The sequence below is a fragment of the Mesorhizobium sp. M0816 genome, assembly GCF_040320005.1.
In the GTDB taxonomy this organism is placed as follows: domain Bacteria; phylum Pseudomonadota; class Alphaproteobacteria; order Rhizobiales; family Rhizobiaceae; genus Mesorhizobium.
The window spans coordinates 141498-157128 of record NZ_JAMYOT010000011.1; the positions used below are offsets into that span (position 1 = coordinate 141498).

Genomic DNA, 15631 nt, shown 5'->3' on the forward strand with positions numbered 1-15631 from the left:
GATACCTGCCGATGGCCGGAACATTTCGCGCTGCGCTTGCCGCCGCGCGGCAAACAAGGCGCGCGCGTATGGCCGGCAGGCTTGCCGCCATGCTTGCCGTTGCGGGGGTCTCCGCCTGCAATACCGGCAGCGTGCTGTCGCTGCAGCCGGCCGTCGATGTCGGCAGCCAGACCGCTGCCGTCCCGCCCAATTCCGGCGCGCCCAATTCCGACCCACAAAGTTCCGGCCCGGAATATTCCGGCATGCAGCGCCTCGTCCCGTCCAACCCCTATATGACCGCCGCCTATCCGCGCATGGACAATCCGATGTCGCCGGCCGAACAGATGCCGGCCACCGAGATCGATTGCCGAAAGGAGCTGAAACGCCTCGGTGTCGTCTACACCGACGTGGCGCCGATCCATGAAGGCCAGTGCGGCATCGACTATCCTGTCAAGGTCTCGGCCATCGGCAGCGTCGAGATGAAGCCGGCCGCGACGCTGACCTGCGACATGGCCGCCACCTTTGCCGGCTGGACCAGGAACGAACTCGTCCCGTCGGCCCGTTGGCGCTATTTCTCGGGCGTCAAGACCATCCACCAGGGCTCGAGCTATTCCTGCCGCAGGATCGCCGGCGAAGGTGTTTTGTCCGAACACGGCAAGGGCAATGCGCTCGACGTGATGAGCATCGAGCTCAACAATGGCGACGACATCGACGTCCGCAAGCCCGGCCTGTTCGCCTTCCGCACCCGCGGCTTCCTCAACAATGTGCGCGCCGACGGCTGCCAGTATTTCACCACCGTGCTCGGCCCCGGCTACAATTACGATCACCGCAATCATTTCCATTTCGACATCAAGAACCGCAAGAACGGCTATCGCGCCTGCCGCTGATTGCGGCCCCTGCCCAAGACTTGCTGCGCCGGTTAAGATGTTGCGCAGACGCTTGGGTGGTGCCTCTTGAGCCAACGGAGCCTTCGACGACGTGCAACGACCTGGTTGGTGGCATGCTGTGCCGCTTATCTTTCGCTCGCCTATTTCGCCGCGCCTGAGTTCTGGACGTTGCGGGACCGCAATTTTCGCAATCAGCAATTCGAGATGGTGACGCACACGCCGCAAGGCATTCCGGGCGATCCGATCAATGTCGGCCTTGTCGGCACCAAGAAGGAGCTTGTCCATGCTTTTGCCGTCGCCGGCTGGGATACGGCAGACGCCATCACGCTGAAGACTGCCATCGAGATCGGCGAAAGCGTGCTGTTTAACCGCCCCTATCCCGACGCGCCGGTCAGCCGGCTTTTGTTCGAAGGCCGCGTCCAGGACCTCGCCTTCGAAAAACCGGTCGGCGACAGTGCCGACCGGCGCCATCACGTCCGCTTCTGGCAGACCAATGCGACCGGAGACGACGGCCGGCCGCTTTGGCTTGGCTCGGCAAGCTTTGACCGCGGCGTCGGCCTCAGCCATGACACCGGCGCGATCACTCATCACATCGGCCCCGACATCGACGCCGAGCGCGATGGGCTGATGCGCGACCTCTCCGCCGCCGGCATGCTGATCTCGACCAGCGAGATACCAGGCGTCGGCGCCACGAAGACCGGGCGCAACGGCGAAGGCGATCCCTATTTCACCGACGGCAAGGCCATCATCGGCGTCCTGCTGCAACTGCCGTAGGCGCGCGATCAGCCTTCCCGTCTGACCCATTTCCGACCGGCTCAGGGCACGGTGATCACGATCTTGCCGAACGGTCCCGTCTCCAGACGCTCAAATGCCTGCGGCACCTCGTCGAAGCCAAACACCTTGTCGATTACCGGCTTGATGGCAAGCGTCTCGATCGCCTGGTTCATCCGTTCGAAAGCACGACGGTGACCGATCGATATGCCCTGGACGACGATCCGGTTGCGCATGAACGGCAAGATCGGAAAATTGAGCTCCATGCTGCCCAGCAAGCCGATAACCGACAGCCGGCCGTCGGCGCCCAGCGCATTGAGCGAGCGCCGCGCATTGTCGCCGCCGACCATTTCCAGCACATGGCTGACGCCGGCGCCGTTTGTCAGGTCGCGCGCGGCCTCGTCCCACGCCGGCCGGCTGCGATAGTTTATCCCTTGCCAGGCGCCGAGCGCCTTCGCCCGTTCGAGCTTCTCGTCGCTGCTCGAGGTGACGATGGCGCGCAGGCCGAAGGCGGCGGCGAACTGCAGCGCAAACAGCGACACACCGCCAGTGCCCTGGATGAGAACGGTCTCGCCCGGGATTGGCTTTGCCGCCTCGACCAGCGCGAACCACGCCGTCAGCGCCGCGATCGGCAGCGTCGATGCCTCGACGTCGCTGAGCGACGGCGGCGCCGCCACGGCGGCATCCTCATGAAAAAGCACATGCTCGGACAGCATGCCGGGCAGTGACGAACCAAGCGTATGCTTGTGCAGCACCGGCGGGGCGTCGCCGTCCGGCCAGTCGGCGATCACCTGGCCGAGCACGCGCTGCCCGATGCCGAAGCGGCTGACTTCGCTGCCGGTGGCGACTACTTCGCCTACCGCGTCCGATGTCGGCACGAACGGAAAGCTGAGGTCCGGTATCAGCACGCCATCGACGATCATCCTGTCCTTGTAATTCAGCGATACCGCTGTGACGCGTACCAGAAGATCATGCGGCCCGGGTTGGGGCAGCTTTCCATCAGCCGGCTTCAACCTGGACAGGCCGAAACCGTTCATCTGCCAGGATCTGTTTTCGGTGCTCATTTGGTTCGCGCTCCGTGGTTGATGATTGCGCGAGACATTTACGCCGTTTCACTATGGAGAAAAGTGCTTCCATGTGGCATGTTCTGCAACAGATTAAGGAGCAAAACTCTACAATAGGAGCGCTTCATTGGAATCGGCCAATTTGCAAGGCATCGTCGCATTCGTTCACGCGGTGGAGGCCGGCAGCTTCACCGGCGCTGGCGCACGGCTGCATGTCACCAAATCGGCGGTCGGCAAGTCGATCGCGCAGCTGGAACAGCGATTGGGCGTCCGCCTGCTCAACCGCACCACCCGCAGCCTCAGCCCGACCAGCGAGGGCCTGAGCTATTACGAAGCCTGCGTCAGGGCACTGGCCGAGATCGAAGCCGCCCGGTCGCTGTTGGCATCGCGCAAGCAGGTGCCTTCCGGGCGGCTGCGCGTCGACCTGCCTTTGGCCTTCGGCCGGCGGTGCGTCGCCCCGCTGCTGTTCGACATTTCCAAAAAATTCCCGGACCTGACGATGGAAATCTCGTTCAACGACCGGCGCGTCGACCTGATCGAGGAAGGCATCGACCTGGCGGTGCGTATGGGCGACCTCGACGACAGCTTGTCGATCGCCGCGCGCCGCATCTATGCCCAACGTTCGGCCATCTGCGCCGCCCCCGCCTATCTCGACGCCCATGGCAGGCCGCTATCGATCGAGGACCTGGCCAGGCACAGCCTCATCGGCTACGGCCGCGACGGCACGGTCCATCCCTGGACAGTCAGGCATGTCGACGGCCGTCTCGAAAAATTCGCGCCCAAGGCGCGGCTGGTGCTCGGCCACGGCGAACCGATGCTCGATGCGGTACTGGCCGGCTGCGGCATCGTCTATCTGCCGACATGGCTGACGGCCGACAGCATCAGGCGCGGCGAGCTCGAAATGGTTCTGTCGGACTGTCTTGTCGAAAACACCGTGGTGCATGCCATCTGGCCGGTAACACGCAATCTCGCGCCAAAGGTGCGCGTCGTCGTCGACGCCCTGATCGAGCATTTTTCCGCGCCGCCCTGGGATGCGGCATGGGTGCCGCCTGATTGCCCGGCTCGCTAAATTTAAAAAGCGCGACCGTCCTATTTTCGAAAACCGCGCGGCAATGCTATGGACCCGGCATGCTTTATGCTGAAATTGCCATCGTGGTCGTCCTCATCTGCGTGAACGGCCTTCTGTCGATGTCCGAACTCGCCATCGTCTCGTCGCGGCCGGCGCGCCTCAAGACGATGATCGACCGCAACGTCAAGGGCGCCGGCCGGGCCCTGGCGCTCGGCGCCAATCCGGGAAAATTCCTGTCCTCGGTGCAGATCGGCATCACTTTGGTCGGCGTCTTGTCCGGTGCCTTTTCCGGCGCCACGCTCGGCGAGCGGCTGGCCACCTCCCTGGCGTCGGCCGGCATCCGCGAAAGCCTCGCCGATCCGCTCGGCGTCGGCATCGTCGTCGCCCTCATCACCTATGGCTCGCTGATCATCGGCGAACTGGTGCCCAAGCAGATCGCATTGCGCGACCCCGAACGGGTAGCCGTCAGGGTCGCCCCGGCAATGACCATCCTCGCCAGCGTCTCGGCGCCGCTGGTCTTCCTGCTCGATTTTTCCGGCCGCGCCCTCCTGTGGCTGCTTGGCCAGCGCGGTCAGAGCGAGGATAAGGTCACCGACGAGGAGATCAAGATGCTGGTCGCCGAAGCCGAGCACCACGGCACCATCGAATCCGACGAACGGCGGATGATCGCCGGCGTCATGCGGCTCGGCGACCGTGCCGTGCGCGCGGTGATGACGCCGCGCACCGAGGTCGACTGGATCAATCTGCAATCCGACGAGGCGGCCATCAGGAAGCTGCTGATGGACACCCAGCATTCGCGCCTGCCGGCCGGCGACGGCGGCGTCGACGCCATGATCGGCGTCGTCCAGACCCGCGACGTGCTGGCCGCAATGCTCGGCGGCCGCGCTCTCGACCCGCGCCGGCACGTGCGGGCCGCGCCGATCGTGCATGACCAGGCCGACGCGCTGGACGTGCTTGCGACGCTGAAGGAATCCGACGTGCCGATGGCGCTGGTGCATGACGAATACGGCCATTTCGAAGGCATCGTCACCCCGGCCGACATTCTGGAAGCGATCACCGGCGTCTTCCGTTCGGATCTCGACGCCGGCGAAGAGGAAAACGCCGTCAAGCGCGAGGACGGCTCATGGCTGCTCGCCGGCTACATGCAGGCCGACGAGATGGCAGAGGTCCTCGGCATCGACCTGCCTGAGAGCCGCGATTACGAAACCGTCGCCGGCTATGTGCTGTCGCATTTGCACCATCTGCCGGCGACCGGCGAATGTGTCGACGCGCAAGGCTGGCGCTTCGAGGTCGTCGACCTCGACGGCCGCCGCATCGACAAGCTCATCGCCACCCGCCTGCCCGGCCGCCACCGCGAGGTCGTGCGGTAACGATCGACGCGACTTATGGGCTATATGCTCGCGGCGACGCCGCTCGCACAGTCAAAGTTGATTGGGAATACCGCCTATGGTCGACCACCTTTTCGCCGACCCATATCTCGCTGCCGTCTACGACGCCTGGCACCCGAGATCTGCGCGCGACGACTATGATTTCTACCTGCCCCGCATTCTAACAGCAGACGCGGTGCTTGATGTCGGATGTGGAACGGGCACCCTCCTTCACGAGGCACGCCTGGCCGGACATTCAGGGCGGCTCTGCGGCATCGACCCAGCACCCGGCGTGTTGAATCGCGCACGAACGCGCGCGGATATCGAATGGGTTCTCGGCGATCTCCAATCGGCCGGCTGGACAGCCGAGTTTGATCTCATTGTGATGACGGGGCACGCATTCCAGGCCCTTGTCAGCGACGAAGACCTGAGGGATTTCATGGCGGCTGTCCGACACGCCCTTGTGCCAGGCGGATGCTTCGCGTTCGAAACGCGGAACCCTTCGGTGCGGGCGTGGGAGCACTGGACACCCGAAAATGCGGTCGTCGTTGAGCTGCCTGACGGGTCGCTGGTGCAGATCACAACAGAGGTGATCATGCGGTTCGATGGACAGACGGTGACATTCACCCACAGGTTCGGCGGAAAGCATCCGAGCCTTCCGCAAGTTAGTCGCAGCACCTTGCGATTCCTCGAGACGGACGCCTTATCGAGCCTGCTGGGGAACGCGGGGCTACGGATCGAACAGCAATTCGGCGGCTTTGACGGCAGCCCACTTGGCCCTTCGAGCCCAGAGATCATCACGTTCGCGACGAGATGAAAAGGAGCATCCGCTCTCCAGCCCTGCAAGCAACGACAACTCGCGGACCCATTGCGGACGTGGAGCCGTATTTCGCGGGGACTGCCGCCGACCGTAGGTCAGAGCCAAGCTTGGCAATCGCAGAACTCAGCGATCAATCGATTGCCTCGATACCTTGTGCCTTCAGCCGTTCGAGATGGTCCTTCATCTCTTTCAGCCGCTCGGGGGAGTGGCCCTGCCACTCGGTGACCTCGCCCGTGATCCTGAGCGGCTCGCGGCAGCGATAGGACTGCGTCGGATTGCCGGGAAATTTCTTGTCCGTAAGATTGGGGTCGTCCATGACCGGGCCGGTTGGTTCCACGATGTAGATCCTTTCGCGTCCGTCACCGGCGGCCAGTTCTGCACCCCAGATAGCCGCATCCAGAGTGCCGGTTAGATAGACCCAGGCTGCCTGCTTTCGCGCCCCGTAATTGGAGCTGTAACCGGCTTCGATCAGGTCTCCCGGCTTAAGATCGGCCCGGGTGCCGTGGTAGAATTGGCGCGGCTTGTCGGAGGCTGTCATCGGCTCATCCTCGCTGTCTCAGGCGTCATGGTGTCGTGGCGCGCACTATTTCATGCACGTCATCGAATCAACCGTCTGGCCGTTCGGTTATCGGACGTCCGCCCATTCCGGTCATCCCGCCCAAAGCACGCTTTCGGTCGGCTGCCGGTGCGGGTATTATTGGCGCTCTGCATCTTACCGAGGTGGAAAAATGGATCTGCAAGCCTTCAGGGATTCGATTGCGAAACCACAGCCGCCAGCCGGCTTGAGCCCTGCCCTGCAGGCGCTGTGGTGGGATGCAAAGGGCGATTGGGCTAAGGCGCACGAGTGCGCGCAGCAGCGCGACGATACGGCGGGCATGCACGTGCATGCCTATCTCCACCGCAAGGAAGGCGACCAGTCGAATGCGGAATATTGGTATCGCCGCAGCAAGGCGGCGCCGTCGACCTTAACGCTTGACGAGGAATGGCAAGAGTTGGCACGTACACTTTTGCAGCAAAGCTGACGCTTGCTCAGTCATTGTAAAATAGCCGGTCCTGCATCCACTCTCCGGGGTTTCAGCTGGCGCCCTGTGGCTTGTCCCTGCGGTTCCATTCCGCATTGCGCGCCTGCGCCTCTTCGGCGATCAGCTTGAACTCCCGCATCTTCGCAGCTTCGATGGCGAATGCGCGGCTTGGCAGGACGCCAGGGTCCTCCTGACTGTTCTGAAACTGAAAACGGGCCTCCAGTTCGGCCCATATTCGCTCGGGTGCCGTATCCTTGCTGGCAAGCAGCGCAACGACCAGCGCCAGAGTCTCGCGCTGGGCGTTCAGCCGCCCTTCGATCTCTTCATTCGGCAATTCGGACATGCGGGTCGCTTCCAGTTTCTGGCTCAACGGCAAAATCGCACCCTTGTTCCGGAACTCGGGGCTGGCGCGGTCCGGCTGGGCAGCAGATGCTCGCAATCGCAATCGAGATGATCTCTCCTCCTCGATCCTGTTGACTCGGGCCGATGGCACTTCTCGCGCCGCTTGCGTCCAGCCTCTTCGAATGCAGCATGCGGACAAATCTTGAGAGCCTGAAGCGAATTCTCGAGACCGCAGCAGGTGATGCTTTGTTGCAGACTGACCCGCAGCCGACGCTCGGCGGTCTGCCCCGCAACGATCAAAGCCTGTCATCGAGAACGACCATAGGCTGCTGCGAGCACCGGAACAGCTGAGAAGCCTTGGCGTTGTTGGCATCTGGGATCTCGAGCGGACGCTATGAAACCTTCTGATTTTTAAGCCGTTATCGCCGGATGCCCGAGGCTAAATTTAAGCTGAAATCGGTTGACGGCGCCCAATCGCGCGATGCCGAGAAGTCGCGCCGCGAGAAACAGTCGACTGTCGAAGTCGCGTCCGAGGTCGTCGGCGAGCCCGCGCCGCCGCCGGATGTCACCGAACCCGATCCTGAGCTGACACCTGAAGAGGCCGAGCGGGCGCGCAAGAGATACCTGCTTAAGCGCTTCTGGATCAGCGCGCGCGGTTACTGGAGCGGCAGTGGCGACAGGGTCGCCTGGCCGTTGACGATCGGGCTGTTGGTCCTGATCGTCGCCAATGTCGGCTTCCAGTATGGGATCAATGTCTGGAATCGCGCAATTTTCGACGCCATTGAGCAACGCAATGCCCACACCGTATATTGGCTGAGCGCCGTATTCCTGCCACTCGTGATCGGAAGCGCCAGCCTTGTGGTGGCACAAGTCTTCTTTCGCATGAGGATACAGCGCCGCTGGCGGTCCTGGCTCACCACCGCGGTCATCGCGCGCTGGCTCGCAAGCGGCCGCTACTATCAGCTGAACCTCGTCGGCGGCGATCATAGCAACCCCGAAGCCCGCATCGCCGAGGATTTGCGGATTGCCACCGAATCGCCCGTCGATTTCATCGCCGGTGTCATCGTCGCATTTCTGTCGGCCTCGACCTTCATCGTGGTGCTGTGGACGATCGGCGGCGCCCTGACCCTGACGATTGCAGGTTCGACGGTCACCATTCCCGGCTTCCTGGTCATCACCGCAGTGCTCTATTCCGCGATCACGTCCACTTCGATGGCGGTCATTGGCCGCCATTTCGTCCACCTCTCCGAGGGAAAAAATCAGGCGGAAGCCGAGTTCCGCTACACGCTGACGCGCGTGCGGGAAAACGGCGAGAGCATCGCATTGCTCGGCGGCGAGGAGGAGGAGCGCAGCGGCATGGACAAGACATTTGCCCATGTGCTCAGGCAATGGGCGCTCCTTGCAGGCCAGCACATGCGCACGGCGCTGGTGTCTCAGGGGTCGAGCCTGTTTGCGCCTGTCGTGCCGGTCTTGCTTTGCGCTCCAAAGTTCCTCGAAGGCAGCATGACACTTGGACAGGTCATGCAGGCTGCCTCGGCCTTTGCCATCGTGCAGGGCGCGTTCGGATGGCTGGTCGACAACTATCCCCGTCTCGCCGATTGGAACGCCTGTGCACGGCGCATCGCCTCGCTGATGATGTCGCTCGACGGGCTCGAGCGCGCGGAACAGAGCAACACGCTGGGACGCATAAAGCGCGGCGAGACCGGCGGCGATGCGATGCTCAGCCTGAACAATCTCTCCGTGTCGCTCGACGACGGCACCGCCGTGGTCAAGGAAACCGAGGTCGTGATCGAACCAGGCGAGCGGGTGCTCGTCGCCGGCGAATCCGGCTCGGGCAAGAGTACGTTGGTGCGGGCCGTCGCGGGTCTGTGGCCATGGGGTAGCGGCAGCGTCAACATCCGCGCCGACAGACGGTTGTTCATGTTGCCGCAACGGCCCTACATCCCGACCGGGACGCTTCGCCGCGCTGTCGCCTATCCAGGCGCCGCCGACAACTGGACGCTGGATAAGATCAAGGCTGCCCTCGACAAGGTGGGACTCGACTACCTCAACGACCGGATCGAGGAGGACGCGCCATGGGACCAGACCTTGTCGGGTGGCGAAAAGCAGCGCCTCGCCTTCGCGCGTCTTCTGCTGCACCGCCCCGATATCATCGTGCTGGACGAGGCAACGTCGGCACTCGACGAGAAGAGCCAGGACAAGATGATGGAGATGATTATTCGCGAATTGCCGAAGGTCACCATCATAAGCGTAGCGCACCGCGCCGAGCTGGAGGCCTTCCACAGCCGCAAGATCACATTGGAGCGGCACAAGGGCGGCGCAAAACTTGTCAGCGATATCGAACTCGTCCCGCGCAAGGACAGACGGAACTTGCTCATGCGCCTTCTGAGGCAACGGCGCGCCAACGGAAAGCCAGCGCGACCTTGAGCAAAGCGGCGCTGCCCTACGCAAAGAGTGAGGCCGCCGGTCGGAGCAGGCGGACCATCGCCGATTCGAGTCACTGCCCGCATCTGGTCCTGAAAGCACCAGCCGTGGTACCTTGATTCCGGGCAGCTGCTGCTGCCGGAACGTCGATGGCACGAGCGCATTTCCATGTCCGGTGCAACGCCGAGGCCAGCTGTGAAAAACCCGGGTTGATTTCAAAAGCCCCGATTGATTTCGAAAGCAAAGGGACCAGCAATGACAATCGCCAAGAACACGATCTGCCTTTGGTACGACAAGGACGCCGAGGCTGCGGCCCGCTTCTATTCCGAGATTTTTCCCGACAGTTCGGTGAAATCCGTCCACCGCGCTCCCAGCGACTACCCGTCCGGCAAGGCAGGCGACGTGCTGACGGTCGAGTTCACGGTCGCCGGCATCCCCTGTCTCGGCCTCAATGGCGGGCCCGCGTTTAAACACAACGAAGCCTTCTCCTTCCAGATCGCCACCGACGATCAGCAGGAGACCGACCGCTATTGGAACGCCATCGTCGGCAATGGCGGCCAGGAAAGTGCCTGCGGCTGGTGCAAGGACAAATGGGGCATCTCCTGGCAAATCACGCCGCGCGTGCTGACCGAAGCGATGGCCGCCGGCGGCGATGAAGCAAAGCGCGCATTCGAGGCGATGATGGAGATGAAGAAAATCGACGTTGCAGCGATCGAGGCGGCGCGGCGCGGCTGACAGTTCGGGGGTGGCCCGACGCGAAAAGATCAGGGCAGAGCGGCCGGAAATGCTGCCGGCCCATCATCTCCAGGCAGGCGTGCGATGGTGCTGAACTGCGCTGCGTTTTACGACGCCGAACTGCGACGGCACAACGAGGTCTTCAGGGCTGCGGTCAAGGTGGGAACGCGCGATCGCGTGCTCGATATCGGATGCGGTTCGGGACAATCCTCTCGTGATGCTGCCCGTGTCGCGGTGGAAGGCAGCGTGCTCGGCGTGGACGTATCGGCCGAGATGCTCGAGATCGCCCGGAAGTGTAGCGCGAAAGAGGGATTGCGAAACCTCGCCTTTGAGCGCGGCGATGCGCAATTGCTGGTATTTCCGCCTGCCGGCTTCGATCTGTGCATTAGTCGATTTGGAGTGATGTTCTTTGCCGATCCGGCGGCGGCGTTCGCCAATATCGCCCGGGCGATGCGACCAGGGGCACGTCTTGTGTGGATGGTATGGCGATGCCAGGACCGTAACGAGTGGGCAACTGCCATTCAGCGGGCAATTGCGCCGGGGACCGCCATATCGGGGGGCGCCGCCACCCCGTTTTCGCTTGGCGACCCCGCCATCACCGCGGAGATCTTGCGTGCATCCGGTTTTGTTTCGGTCGACTTTGCCGAAGTGCATGAGCCGGTCTTCTACGGCCAGGACGTCGATGTGGCCTATGACGCTTTGCTTGGCCTGCAACTGGTCAAGGATCCGCTCGCCCGCGCAGATGTGGATGTCGACGCGCCGCTGCGGCGGTTGCGCGATCTGCTCGACGCGCATTTGACCGCGGACGGTGTGCTTTTCGACTCGCGTGCCTGGATCGTCACCGCGTTTCGGGCGAGCCGATGGTGACTGCGCGATGTAGACGATCCTGTTCTCTCGGCCTTTCCGTCAGTCCATTTGCGGCGCGACTTCTGAGAGCAGCCAATCCCGAAAAGCCTTGACTTTGCGCTGACGGATCGCCTCTGGCGGGTAGACGAAATAGAAGCTGGAGGGGGATTTCAGGGCGTGGCCGAAGGGGCGGACGAGTCGCCCGGCGGCAAGGTCGGCCGCAACGAGCATGGTCCGGCCGAGCACCACCCCCTCGCCTTGTGCGGCCGACTCCATGGCAAAGGTGGCAGAGTCAAAGGTAATCCCGCTCTGCGGGTCAACGCCCTCGACCCCGGCGCTTGCCAGCCAGGTCGCCCAGTCGATCGGAAAGCTGTCACGGATCAGCGTGTGGTGTTTGAGGTCCTGAGGCGTGCGGAGCGGATGTGCACCCTCAAGAAGCTTTGGGCTGCACACTGGAAACACCTCCTCGCCGGTGAGGAACTCCGACGTTAGCCCCGGATAGTTTCCGCTGCCATAACGGACGGCAACATCGATGCCGTCGCCGAGGAAGTTGGTCAGCTTCCCGCTCGTCGAAACCCGCACATCGAGGTCGCCATGCGCACGGTGAAAGCGATAGAGGCGCGGCACCAGCCATCTCCCCGCAAAGCCATCGGAGGTGCTGACGTTCAATGTCGAGCTCGAATAGCGGGCTGTTGCTGCAGCGGTGGCGGTGGCCAACTGGGCGAGCGCCTCGCGCACCGCCCGCGCATAGGGTTCGCCGACGGCTGTCAGGCTCACCGAACGCGTACCGCGCTCGAACAGCTGCACACCGAGCTGATCCTCAAGATTCTTGATCGCCCGGCTGATCGCACCGTGGGTGACATGAAGTTCCTCTGCCGCCTTGGAGAAACTCAACAGGCGCGCCGCGGCCTCGAAACTTGGCAAGGTGGTGAGGGGAGGCAGCTTCCGGGGCATGGATCGATACCTGTACGTGTGAGTGATGCTCACAAATTGTCGCCGATAAGTCGTTTGTCGTCCAGGCCAGAAGCCGGCATATTTGCTCGCGTAATCAGTCATTCACCGCCGCTGCAAAAAGGAGAGTTTGATGTGACTGATACTCTCGCTGACGAAAGTCGCGGGGCAACTGCTGAAACCAAAACTGCCGCCACTCCAGGAGAGCACCATGAACGCCAAACGAGTTGAACCCATCGTCGACGTCCTGACCGGCATGGCCGGCCGCATCCTCGCCTCGAGCAGCCGGCGCCGGACCGGGCGGCAGATTGCACGCTTCTCGACCCGCCGGCTCGAAGACCTCGGATTTGCCCGCGACTGGGACGGCTCGGTCCATCGGCCGTCGGACTACCGCTAGCCTGAACGAAAGCAACAGCGGACAGGCTCTTCGCAAAAGATCGCTGTCGCAAGGAATTAACGGAGAACGGACATGGCCACCATCCACCCATTCCTCTGGTTCAACACCGATGCGGAGCAAGCCCGCGACTTCTATCTCTCGGTCTTCAAGAACAGCAAAGCGCTCCAGACCATCGAATACACCGACTGGGTGTCCGGAACCAACAAGACGGTCCCGCATGCCACCTTCGATTTCGAGCTCGAAGGACTGCACCTTACTGCGCTCAATGCCGGGCCGCAGCCGCCCTTCAACGAGCGGCTCTCGCTCTACATCGAGACCAAGGACCAGGCCGAGACCGACTACTACTATGAGGCGCTCACCGCCGGCGGCGGCAGGGAACAACCCTGCGGCTGGCTCACCGACAGATACGGCGTCTACTGGCAGGTCATCCCGGAAATCCTGCCGCGGCTCAGTGCCGATCCGGACCGCGAAAAGGCCAACCGCGTCCGGCAGGCGATGTATGGGATGCGCAAGATCATCATCGCCGAGCTCGAAGCCGCCTACGCCGGCAAGGCCTGACTCTCCCACCGCAATCGCAACGAACGGAGAACCCTCATGACATCGCTCGTGGACAGGAAAGTCATCGTCGTCGGCGGTAGTTCCGGCATCGGTCTCGGCGTCGCGGAAGCTGCTCTCAACGGCGGAGCGAAGGTCGTGATCGTCGGACGCTCGCCCGAGAAACTGCTGGCTGCCGAACGGACGCTCAATGCGGGCCGCGTGACAAGCGTGGTCGCCGACATGACCGACGAAGCGGACGTCGCCCGCCTGTTCGACGAGGTCGGTCCCTTCGATCACCTCGTATCGACCGCCGGAACACTGCCGCCCGGCGATCCCATCGGCAGTACCGACATGGAGGCTGTGCGAGGCTTCGTCGATAACAAGCTGATTGGCGCCGTCTTGCTCTCCAAGCACGCTGTGCGCACCCTGAAAGCCGGCGGCTCGATGACCTTCACCTCGGGAATAAATAAGGATCGGCCGCCGGTGCCGGGAGGCTCGGTCGTCTCCGCGATTGCCGGTTCATTCAGCTACTTCGCCCGCGCCCTGGCGCTCGAACTGGCCCCGACGCGCGTCAATGTCGTGTCGCCCGGATGGGTCGATACACCGATGTGGGACATTGTTGGAGAAGCCAAATCCAGCTTCTTTGCCGACATGGCTGCCCGGTTGCCATCGAGAAAAATTCCGACCGCAGCGGACGTCGCCGCTGCCTACCTCTACCTCATGGAAAGCGACTTCACCACCGGCGAGACGATCCGCATCGATGGCGGCCATAACCTGATCTAGCCGCCATTTGCACGCCGCCTGAATGGGTTGAGCCGGCATGACCGCTAGTCCGGTGCACTGCTGCCGAAGGCGACGAACGCCGGCGGGTCATGCCGGCGTCGCTCAATCGGGGTTTACATCGGCAGCCAGGTCCCTAGTTTTAGCGTTTCGCGCCGCGCACCTAAGTGCGTGGATGATCGAGGACGGGACCGTGAGCTTTGGCCGGCCCCTCGAAACTTTCAAAGGATGGCTATCATGACACAGGCCAAGAATGGCGACACCGTGCGCATCAATTACAATGGACGCCTGGCAGACGGCACCCAATTCGATTCTTCCGGCAACGAACCGCTGCAATTCACGCTGGGTGAAGGACAAGTGATCCCTGGTCTTGAAACCCATGTCGAGGGCATGGAGGTGGGCGCGAAAAGCACCGTGACTGTTCCCGCCGAGGCCGCCTATGGCCCCCACCGCCCCGAAGCGGTCATGACCGTCGATCGCGCCCGCGTGCCAGACAACATCAACGTCGATATCGGCACTCGATTGCAGGTCAGAACCTCAGAAGGGCGCCCGATGCCGGTAACAGTCGTCGGCGTGGACGACACCAGCGTCAAGCTCGACGGCAATCATCCGTTGGCCGGACGCGATCTCGTGTTCGACGTTGAACTGGTCGAGATCGTTCAGGCGGCGTAGGGCACGGCAAAGCGCGTAACGGCCATGATTTTCGGGTGACGCATTTCGACCGACGGTTCCGGCGGTGCGTCACCTGTCGGAGGCAAAGACCGCGACGGCGGAAATCGTGTAGCGTGCAGCAACCCATAGAGACATTCGGCATCTGGAATGTCCAATTCAGCGTCGCGGTCTCGAGGACCTGTGGAAGACCTCGCTTGACAGCCGACTTCTCGTGACCGCAAAGTCCCGTGATGCGGGCGATTGGTTGGAATAGAATTGCGCGTGCCGGTGCAATCGTGCTGATGATCGGCACAAATGTTCCTCGGCCGGCGCGTTCCGACTCGCTCCTTCTCACAAGCCCGTCCCAGCCAGCCAATGTCGGCGATGCGATGCTGGCGGCTGCCAATTATCATGATTCCGGCGACTATGACCGCGACCTGGCCACTGTGGCGAATCAGGCAGGCGACTGGGTCATCAAGCGCGCAATGGAGGTGCCTCGCCCCGCACTGGTGCTCGATATCGACGAGACGGCTTTGGCCAACTGGGAGGTGATCACACGTGACAATTTCGGCCGCCCGATCGGCGGCGCCTGCGACATCGCAATCGATGGTCCCTGTGGCTGGGCCGCCTGGGATCAGCTTGCGAAGGATCCGGCCATCGACGCCGTGCTGGAGGTCTTCCGGCAGGCACGAGCGGCGAAAGTCGCGGTGTTCTTCATCACCGGACGTCCGGAGGACCAGCGTCAGGCAACCGAACAGAACCTGCAGTCGGCCGGCTATGCCGGCTACGAGCACCTTTACATGGTCCAGCCTGGGGCCAAATACGGCTCCGCCGCAGATTTCAAGGCACCCATAAGGGCCGAAATCGAAAAGGCCGGCTACACGATAATTGCCAATGTCGGTGACCAGCCATCCGACCTGTTCGGTGGGCATGCCGAGAAGCTGTTCCTGCTGCCTAATCCGTTCTACCGGGTTCGCTGACGGCCGGAA

Annotated in this window: 18 protein-coding genes; 14 read left to right on the top strand and 4 right to left on the bottom strand. The window is 62.7% G+C overall.

Going from position 1 to position 15631, the window contains the following annotated elements:
• The first annotated feature begins 11 nt into the window (after window positions 1-11).
• Window positions 12-866 carry an extensin-like domain-containing protein gene (locus NKI17_RS19110; RefSeq protein WP_352575829.1) on the top strand — a complete coding sequence of 285 codons (855 nt, stop codon included), beginning with the start codon at window positions 12-14 and terminating at the stop codon, window positions 864-866.
• A 66-nt stretch (window positions 867-932) separates the two neighbouring features.
• Window positions 933-1640 (top strand): LssY C-terminal domain-containing protein, encoded by a 708-nt coding sequence (locus NKI17_RS19115; RefSeq protein WP_352575827.1) that lies wholly within the window; start codon window positions 933-935, stop codon window positions 1638-1640.
• A 41-nt stretch (window positions 1641-1681) separates the two neighbouring features.
• Here the strand turns inward: NKI17_RS19115 and NKI17_RS19120 are convergent, their stop codons facing one another.
• Window positions 1682-2701, bottom strand: a complete 1020-nt coding sequence (locus NKI17_RS19120; RefSeq protein WP_352637197.1) for a zinc-dependent alcohol dehydrogenase family protein — start codon at window positions 2699-2701, stop codon at window positions 1682-1684.
• 127 nt (window positions 2702-2828) lie between these two features.
• Here NKI17_RS19120 and NKI17_RS19125 point away from each other — a divergent pair, with 127 nt between their 5' ends.
• From NKI17_RS19125 to NKI17_RS19135, 3 genes are all read left to right on the top strand, one after another.
• Window positions 2829-3770: a LysR family transcriptional regulator gene (locus NKI17_RS19125; RefSeq protein ID WP_352456967.1), complete on the top strand. Its 942-nt coding sequence runs from the start codon at window positions 2829-2831 to the stop codon at window positions 3768-3770.
• Window positions 3771-3829: 59 nt separating this feature from the next.
• Complete coding sequence (locus NKI17_RS19130) at window positions 3830-5140, top strand: hemolysin family protein (RefSeq protein WP_352456966.1); 1311 nt, start codon at window positions 3830-3832, stop codon at window positions 5138-5140.
• A gap of 76 nt (window positions 5141-5216) precedes the next feature.
• A complete protein-coding gene (locus tag NKI17_RS19135) occupies window positions 5217-5954 on the top strand; it encodes a class I SAM-dependent DNA methyltransferase (RefSeq protein ID WP_352456965.1) in 738 nt (245 codons plus the stop codon).
• Window positions 5955-6087: 133 nt separating this feature from the next.
• Here NKI17_RS19135 and arr read toward each other — a convergent pair whose 3' ends face one another.
• Complete coding sequence (gene arr, locus NKI17_RS19140) at window positions 6088-6495, bottom strand: NAD(+)--rifampin ADP-ribosyltransferase (protein WP_352456964.1); 408 nt, start codon at window positions 6493-6495, stop codon at window positions 6088-6090.
• Between the two features lie 190 nt (window positions 6496-6685).
• On the opposite strand from arr, the gene NKI17_RS19145 reads away from it, so the two are divergent.
• Window positions 6686-6979, top strand: a complete 294-nt coding sequence (locus NKI17_RS19145) for a hypothetical protein (protein ID WP_352456963.1) — start codon at window positions 6686-6688, stop codon at window positions 6977-6979.
• A 52-nt stretch (window positions 6980-7031) separates the two neighbouring features.
• Here NKI17_RS19145 and NKI17_RS19150 read toward each other — a convergent pair whose 3' ends face one another.
• Window positions 7032-7322 carry a hypothetical protein gene (locus NKI17_RS19150; RefSeq protein ID WP_352456962.1) on the bottom strand — a complete coding sequence of 97 codons (291 nt, stop codon included), beginning with the start codon at window positions 7320-7322 and terminating at the stop codon, window positions 7032-7034.
• A 428-nt stretch (window positions 7323-7750) separates the two neighbouring features.
• Here NKI17_RS19150 and NKI17_RS19155 point away from each other — a divergent pair, with 428 nt between their 5' ends.
• From NKI17_RS19155 to NKI17_RS19165, 3 genes are all read left to right on the top strand, one after another.
• Window positions 7751-9748 carry an ABC transporter ATP-binding protein/permease gene (locus NKI17_RS19155; RefSeq protein WP_352456961.1) on the top strand — a complete coding sequence of 666 codons (1998 nt, stop codon included), beginning with the start codon at window positions 7751-7753 and terminating at the stop codon, window positions 9746-9748.
• Window positions 9749-10006: 258 nt separating this feature from the next.
• Window positions 10007-10480, top strand: a complete 474-nt coding sequence (locus tag NKI17_RS19160) for a VOC family protein (protein ID WP_352450557.1) — start codon at window positions 10007-10009, stop codon at window positions 10478-10480.
• An 84-nt stretch (window positions 10481-10564) separates the two neighbouring features.
• Window positions 10565-11347, top strand: coding sequence for a class I SAM-dependent methyltransferase (locus NKI17_RS19165; protein ID WP_352690675.1), 783 nt, complete (start codon window positions 10565-10567; stop codon window positions 11345-11347).
• A 39-nt stretch (window positions 11348-11386) separates the two neighbouring features.
• On the opposite strand, the gene gcvA is transcribed toward NKI17_RS19165, so the two are convergent.
• Entirely contained in the window at window positions 11387-12280 is an 894-nt protein-coding gene (gcvA, locus tag NKI17_RS19170; protein WP_352623132.1) for a transcriptional regulator GcvA, read from the bottom strand.
• Between the two features lie 208 nt (window positions 12281-12488).
• Between gcvA and NKI17_RS19175 the strand changes: the two genes are divergently transcribed.
• The 5 genes from NKI17_RS19175 (at window position 12489) to NKI17_RS19195 (ending at window position 15622) form a co-directional block, all read left to right on the top strand.
• A complete protein-coding gene (locus NKI17_RS19175; RefSeq protein ID WP_352456959.1) occupies window positions 12489-12674 on the top strand; it encodes a DUF1127 domain-containing protein in 186 nt (61 codons plus the stop codon).
• 72 nt (window positions 12675-12746) lie between these two features.
• Entirely contained in the window at window positions 12747-13232 is a 486-nt protein-coding gene (locus NKI17_RS19180; RefSeq protein ID WP_352623119.1) for a VOC family protein, read from the top strand.
• A 36-nt stretch (window positions 13233-13268) separates the two neighbouring features.
• The gene (locus NKI17_RS19185; protein WP_352567972.1) at window positions 13269-13994 is read left to right on the top strand and encodes an SDR family oxidoreductase; all 726 of its coding nucleotides are present in this window, start codon (window positions 13269-13271) and stop codon (window positions 13992-13994) included.
• A gap of 234 nt (window positions 13995-14228) precedes the next feature.
• Window positions 14229-14663, top strand: a complete 435-nt coding sequence (locus NKI17_RS19190; protein WP_352456956.1) for an FKBP-type peptidyl-prolyl cis-trans isomerase — start codon at window positions 14229-14231, stop codon at window positions 14661-14663.
• 368 nt (window positions 14664-15031) lie between these two features.
• Entirely contained in the window at window positions 15032-15622 is a 591-nt protein-coding gene (locus tag NKI17_RS19195) for an HAD family acid phosphatase (RefSeq protein ID WP_352782444.1), read from the top strand.
• The last annotated feature ends 9 nt before the right edge of the window (window positions 15623-15631 follow it).

Bases quoted from the DNA above. Each gene is read 5' to 3' on its own strand.
- NKI17_RS19110 (WP_352575829.1), top strand. From the start codon at position 12: ATGGCCGGAACATTTCGCGCTGCGCTTGCCGCCGCGCGGCAAACAAGG.
- NKI17_RS19120 (WP_352637197.1), bottom strand. From the start codon at position 2,701: ATGAGCACCGAAAACAGATCCTGGCAGATGAACGGTTTCGGCCTGTCC.
- NKI17_RS19130 (WP_352456966.1), top strand. From the start codon at position 3,830: ATGCTTTATGCTGAAATTGCCATCGTGGTCGTCCTCATCTGCGTGAAC.
- NKI17_RS19135 (WP_352456965.1), top strand. From the start codon at position 5,217: ATGGTCGACCACCTTTTCGCCGACCCATATCTCGCTGCCGTCTACGAC.
- arr (WP_352456964.1), bottom strand. From the start codon at position 6,495: ATGACAGCCTCCGACAAGCCGCGCCAATTCTACCACGGCACCCGGGCC.
- NKI17_RS19145 (WP_352456963.1), top strand. From the start codon at position 6,686: ATGGATCTGCAAGCCTTCAGGGATTCGATTGCGAAACCACAGCCGCCA.
- NKI17_RS19150 (WP_352456962.1), bottom strand. From the start codon at position 7,322: ATGTCCGAATTGCCGAATGAAGAGATCGAAGGGCGGCTGAACGCCCAG.
- NKI17_RS19155 (WP_352456961.1), top strand. From the start codon at position 7,751: ATGCCCGAGGCTAAATTTAAGCTGAAATCGGTTGACGGCGCCCAATCG.
- NKI17_RS19165 (WP_352690675.1), top strand. From the start codon at position 10,565: ATGGTGCTGAACTGCGCTGCGTTTTACGACGCCGAACTGCGACGGCAC.
- gcvA (WP_352623132.1), bottom strand. From the start codon at position 12,280: ATGCCCCGGAAGCTGCCTCCCCTCACCACCTTGCCAAGTTTCGAGGCC.
- NKI17_RS19175 (WP_352456959.1), top strand. From the start codon at position 12,489: ATGAACGCCAAACGAGTTGAACCCATCGTCGACGTCCTGACCGGCATG.
- NKI17_RS19180 (WP_352623119.1), top strand. From the start codon at position 12,747: ATGGCCACCATCCACCCATTCCTCTGGTTCAACACCGATGCGGAGCAA.
- NKI17_RS19185 (WP_352567972.1), top strand. From the start codon at position 13,269: ATGACATCGCTCGTGGACAGGAAAGTCATCGTCGTCGGCGGTAGTTCC.
- NKI17_RS19190 (WP_352456956.1), top strand. From the start codon at position 14,229: ATGACACAGGCCAAGAATGGCGACACCGTGCGCATCAATTACAATGGA.
- NKI17_RS19195 (WP_352782444.1), top strand. From the start codon at position 15,032: ATGCTGGCGGCTGCCAATTATCATGATTCCGGCGACTATGACCGCGAC.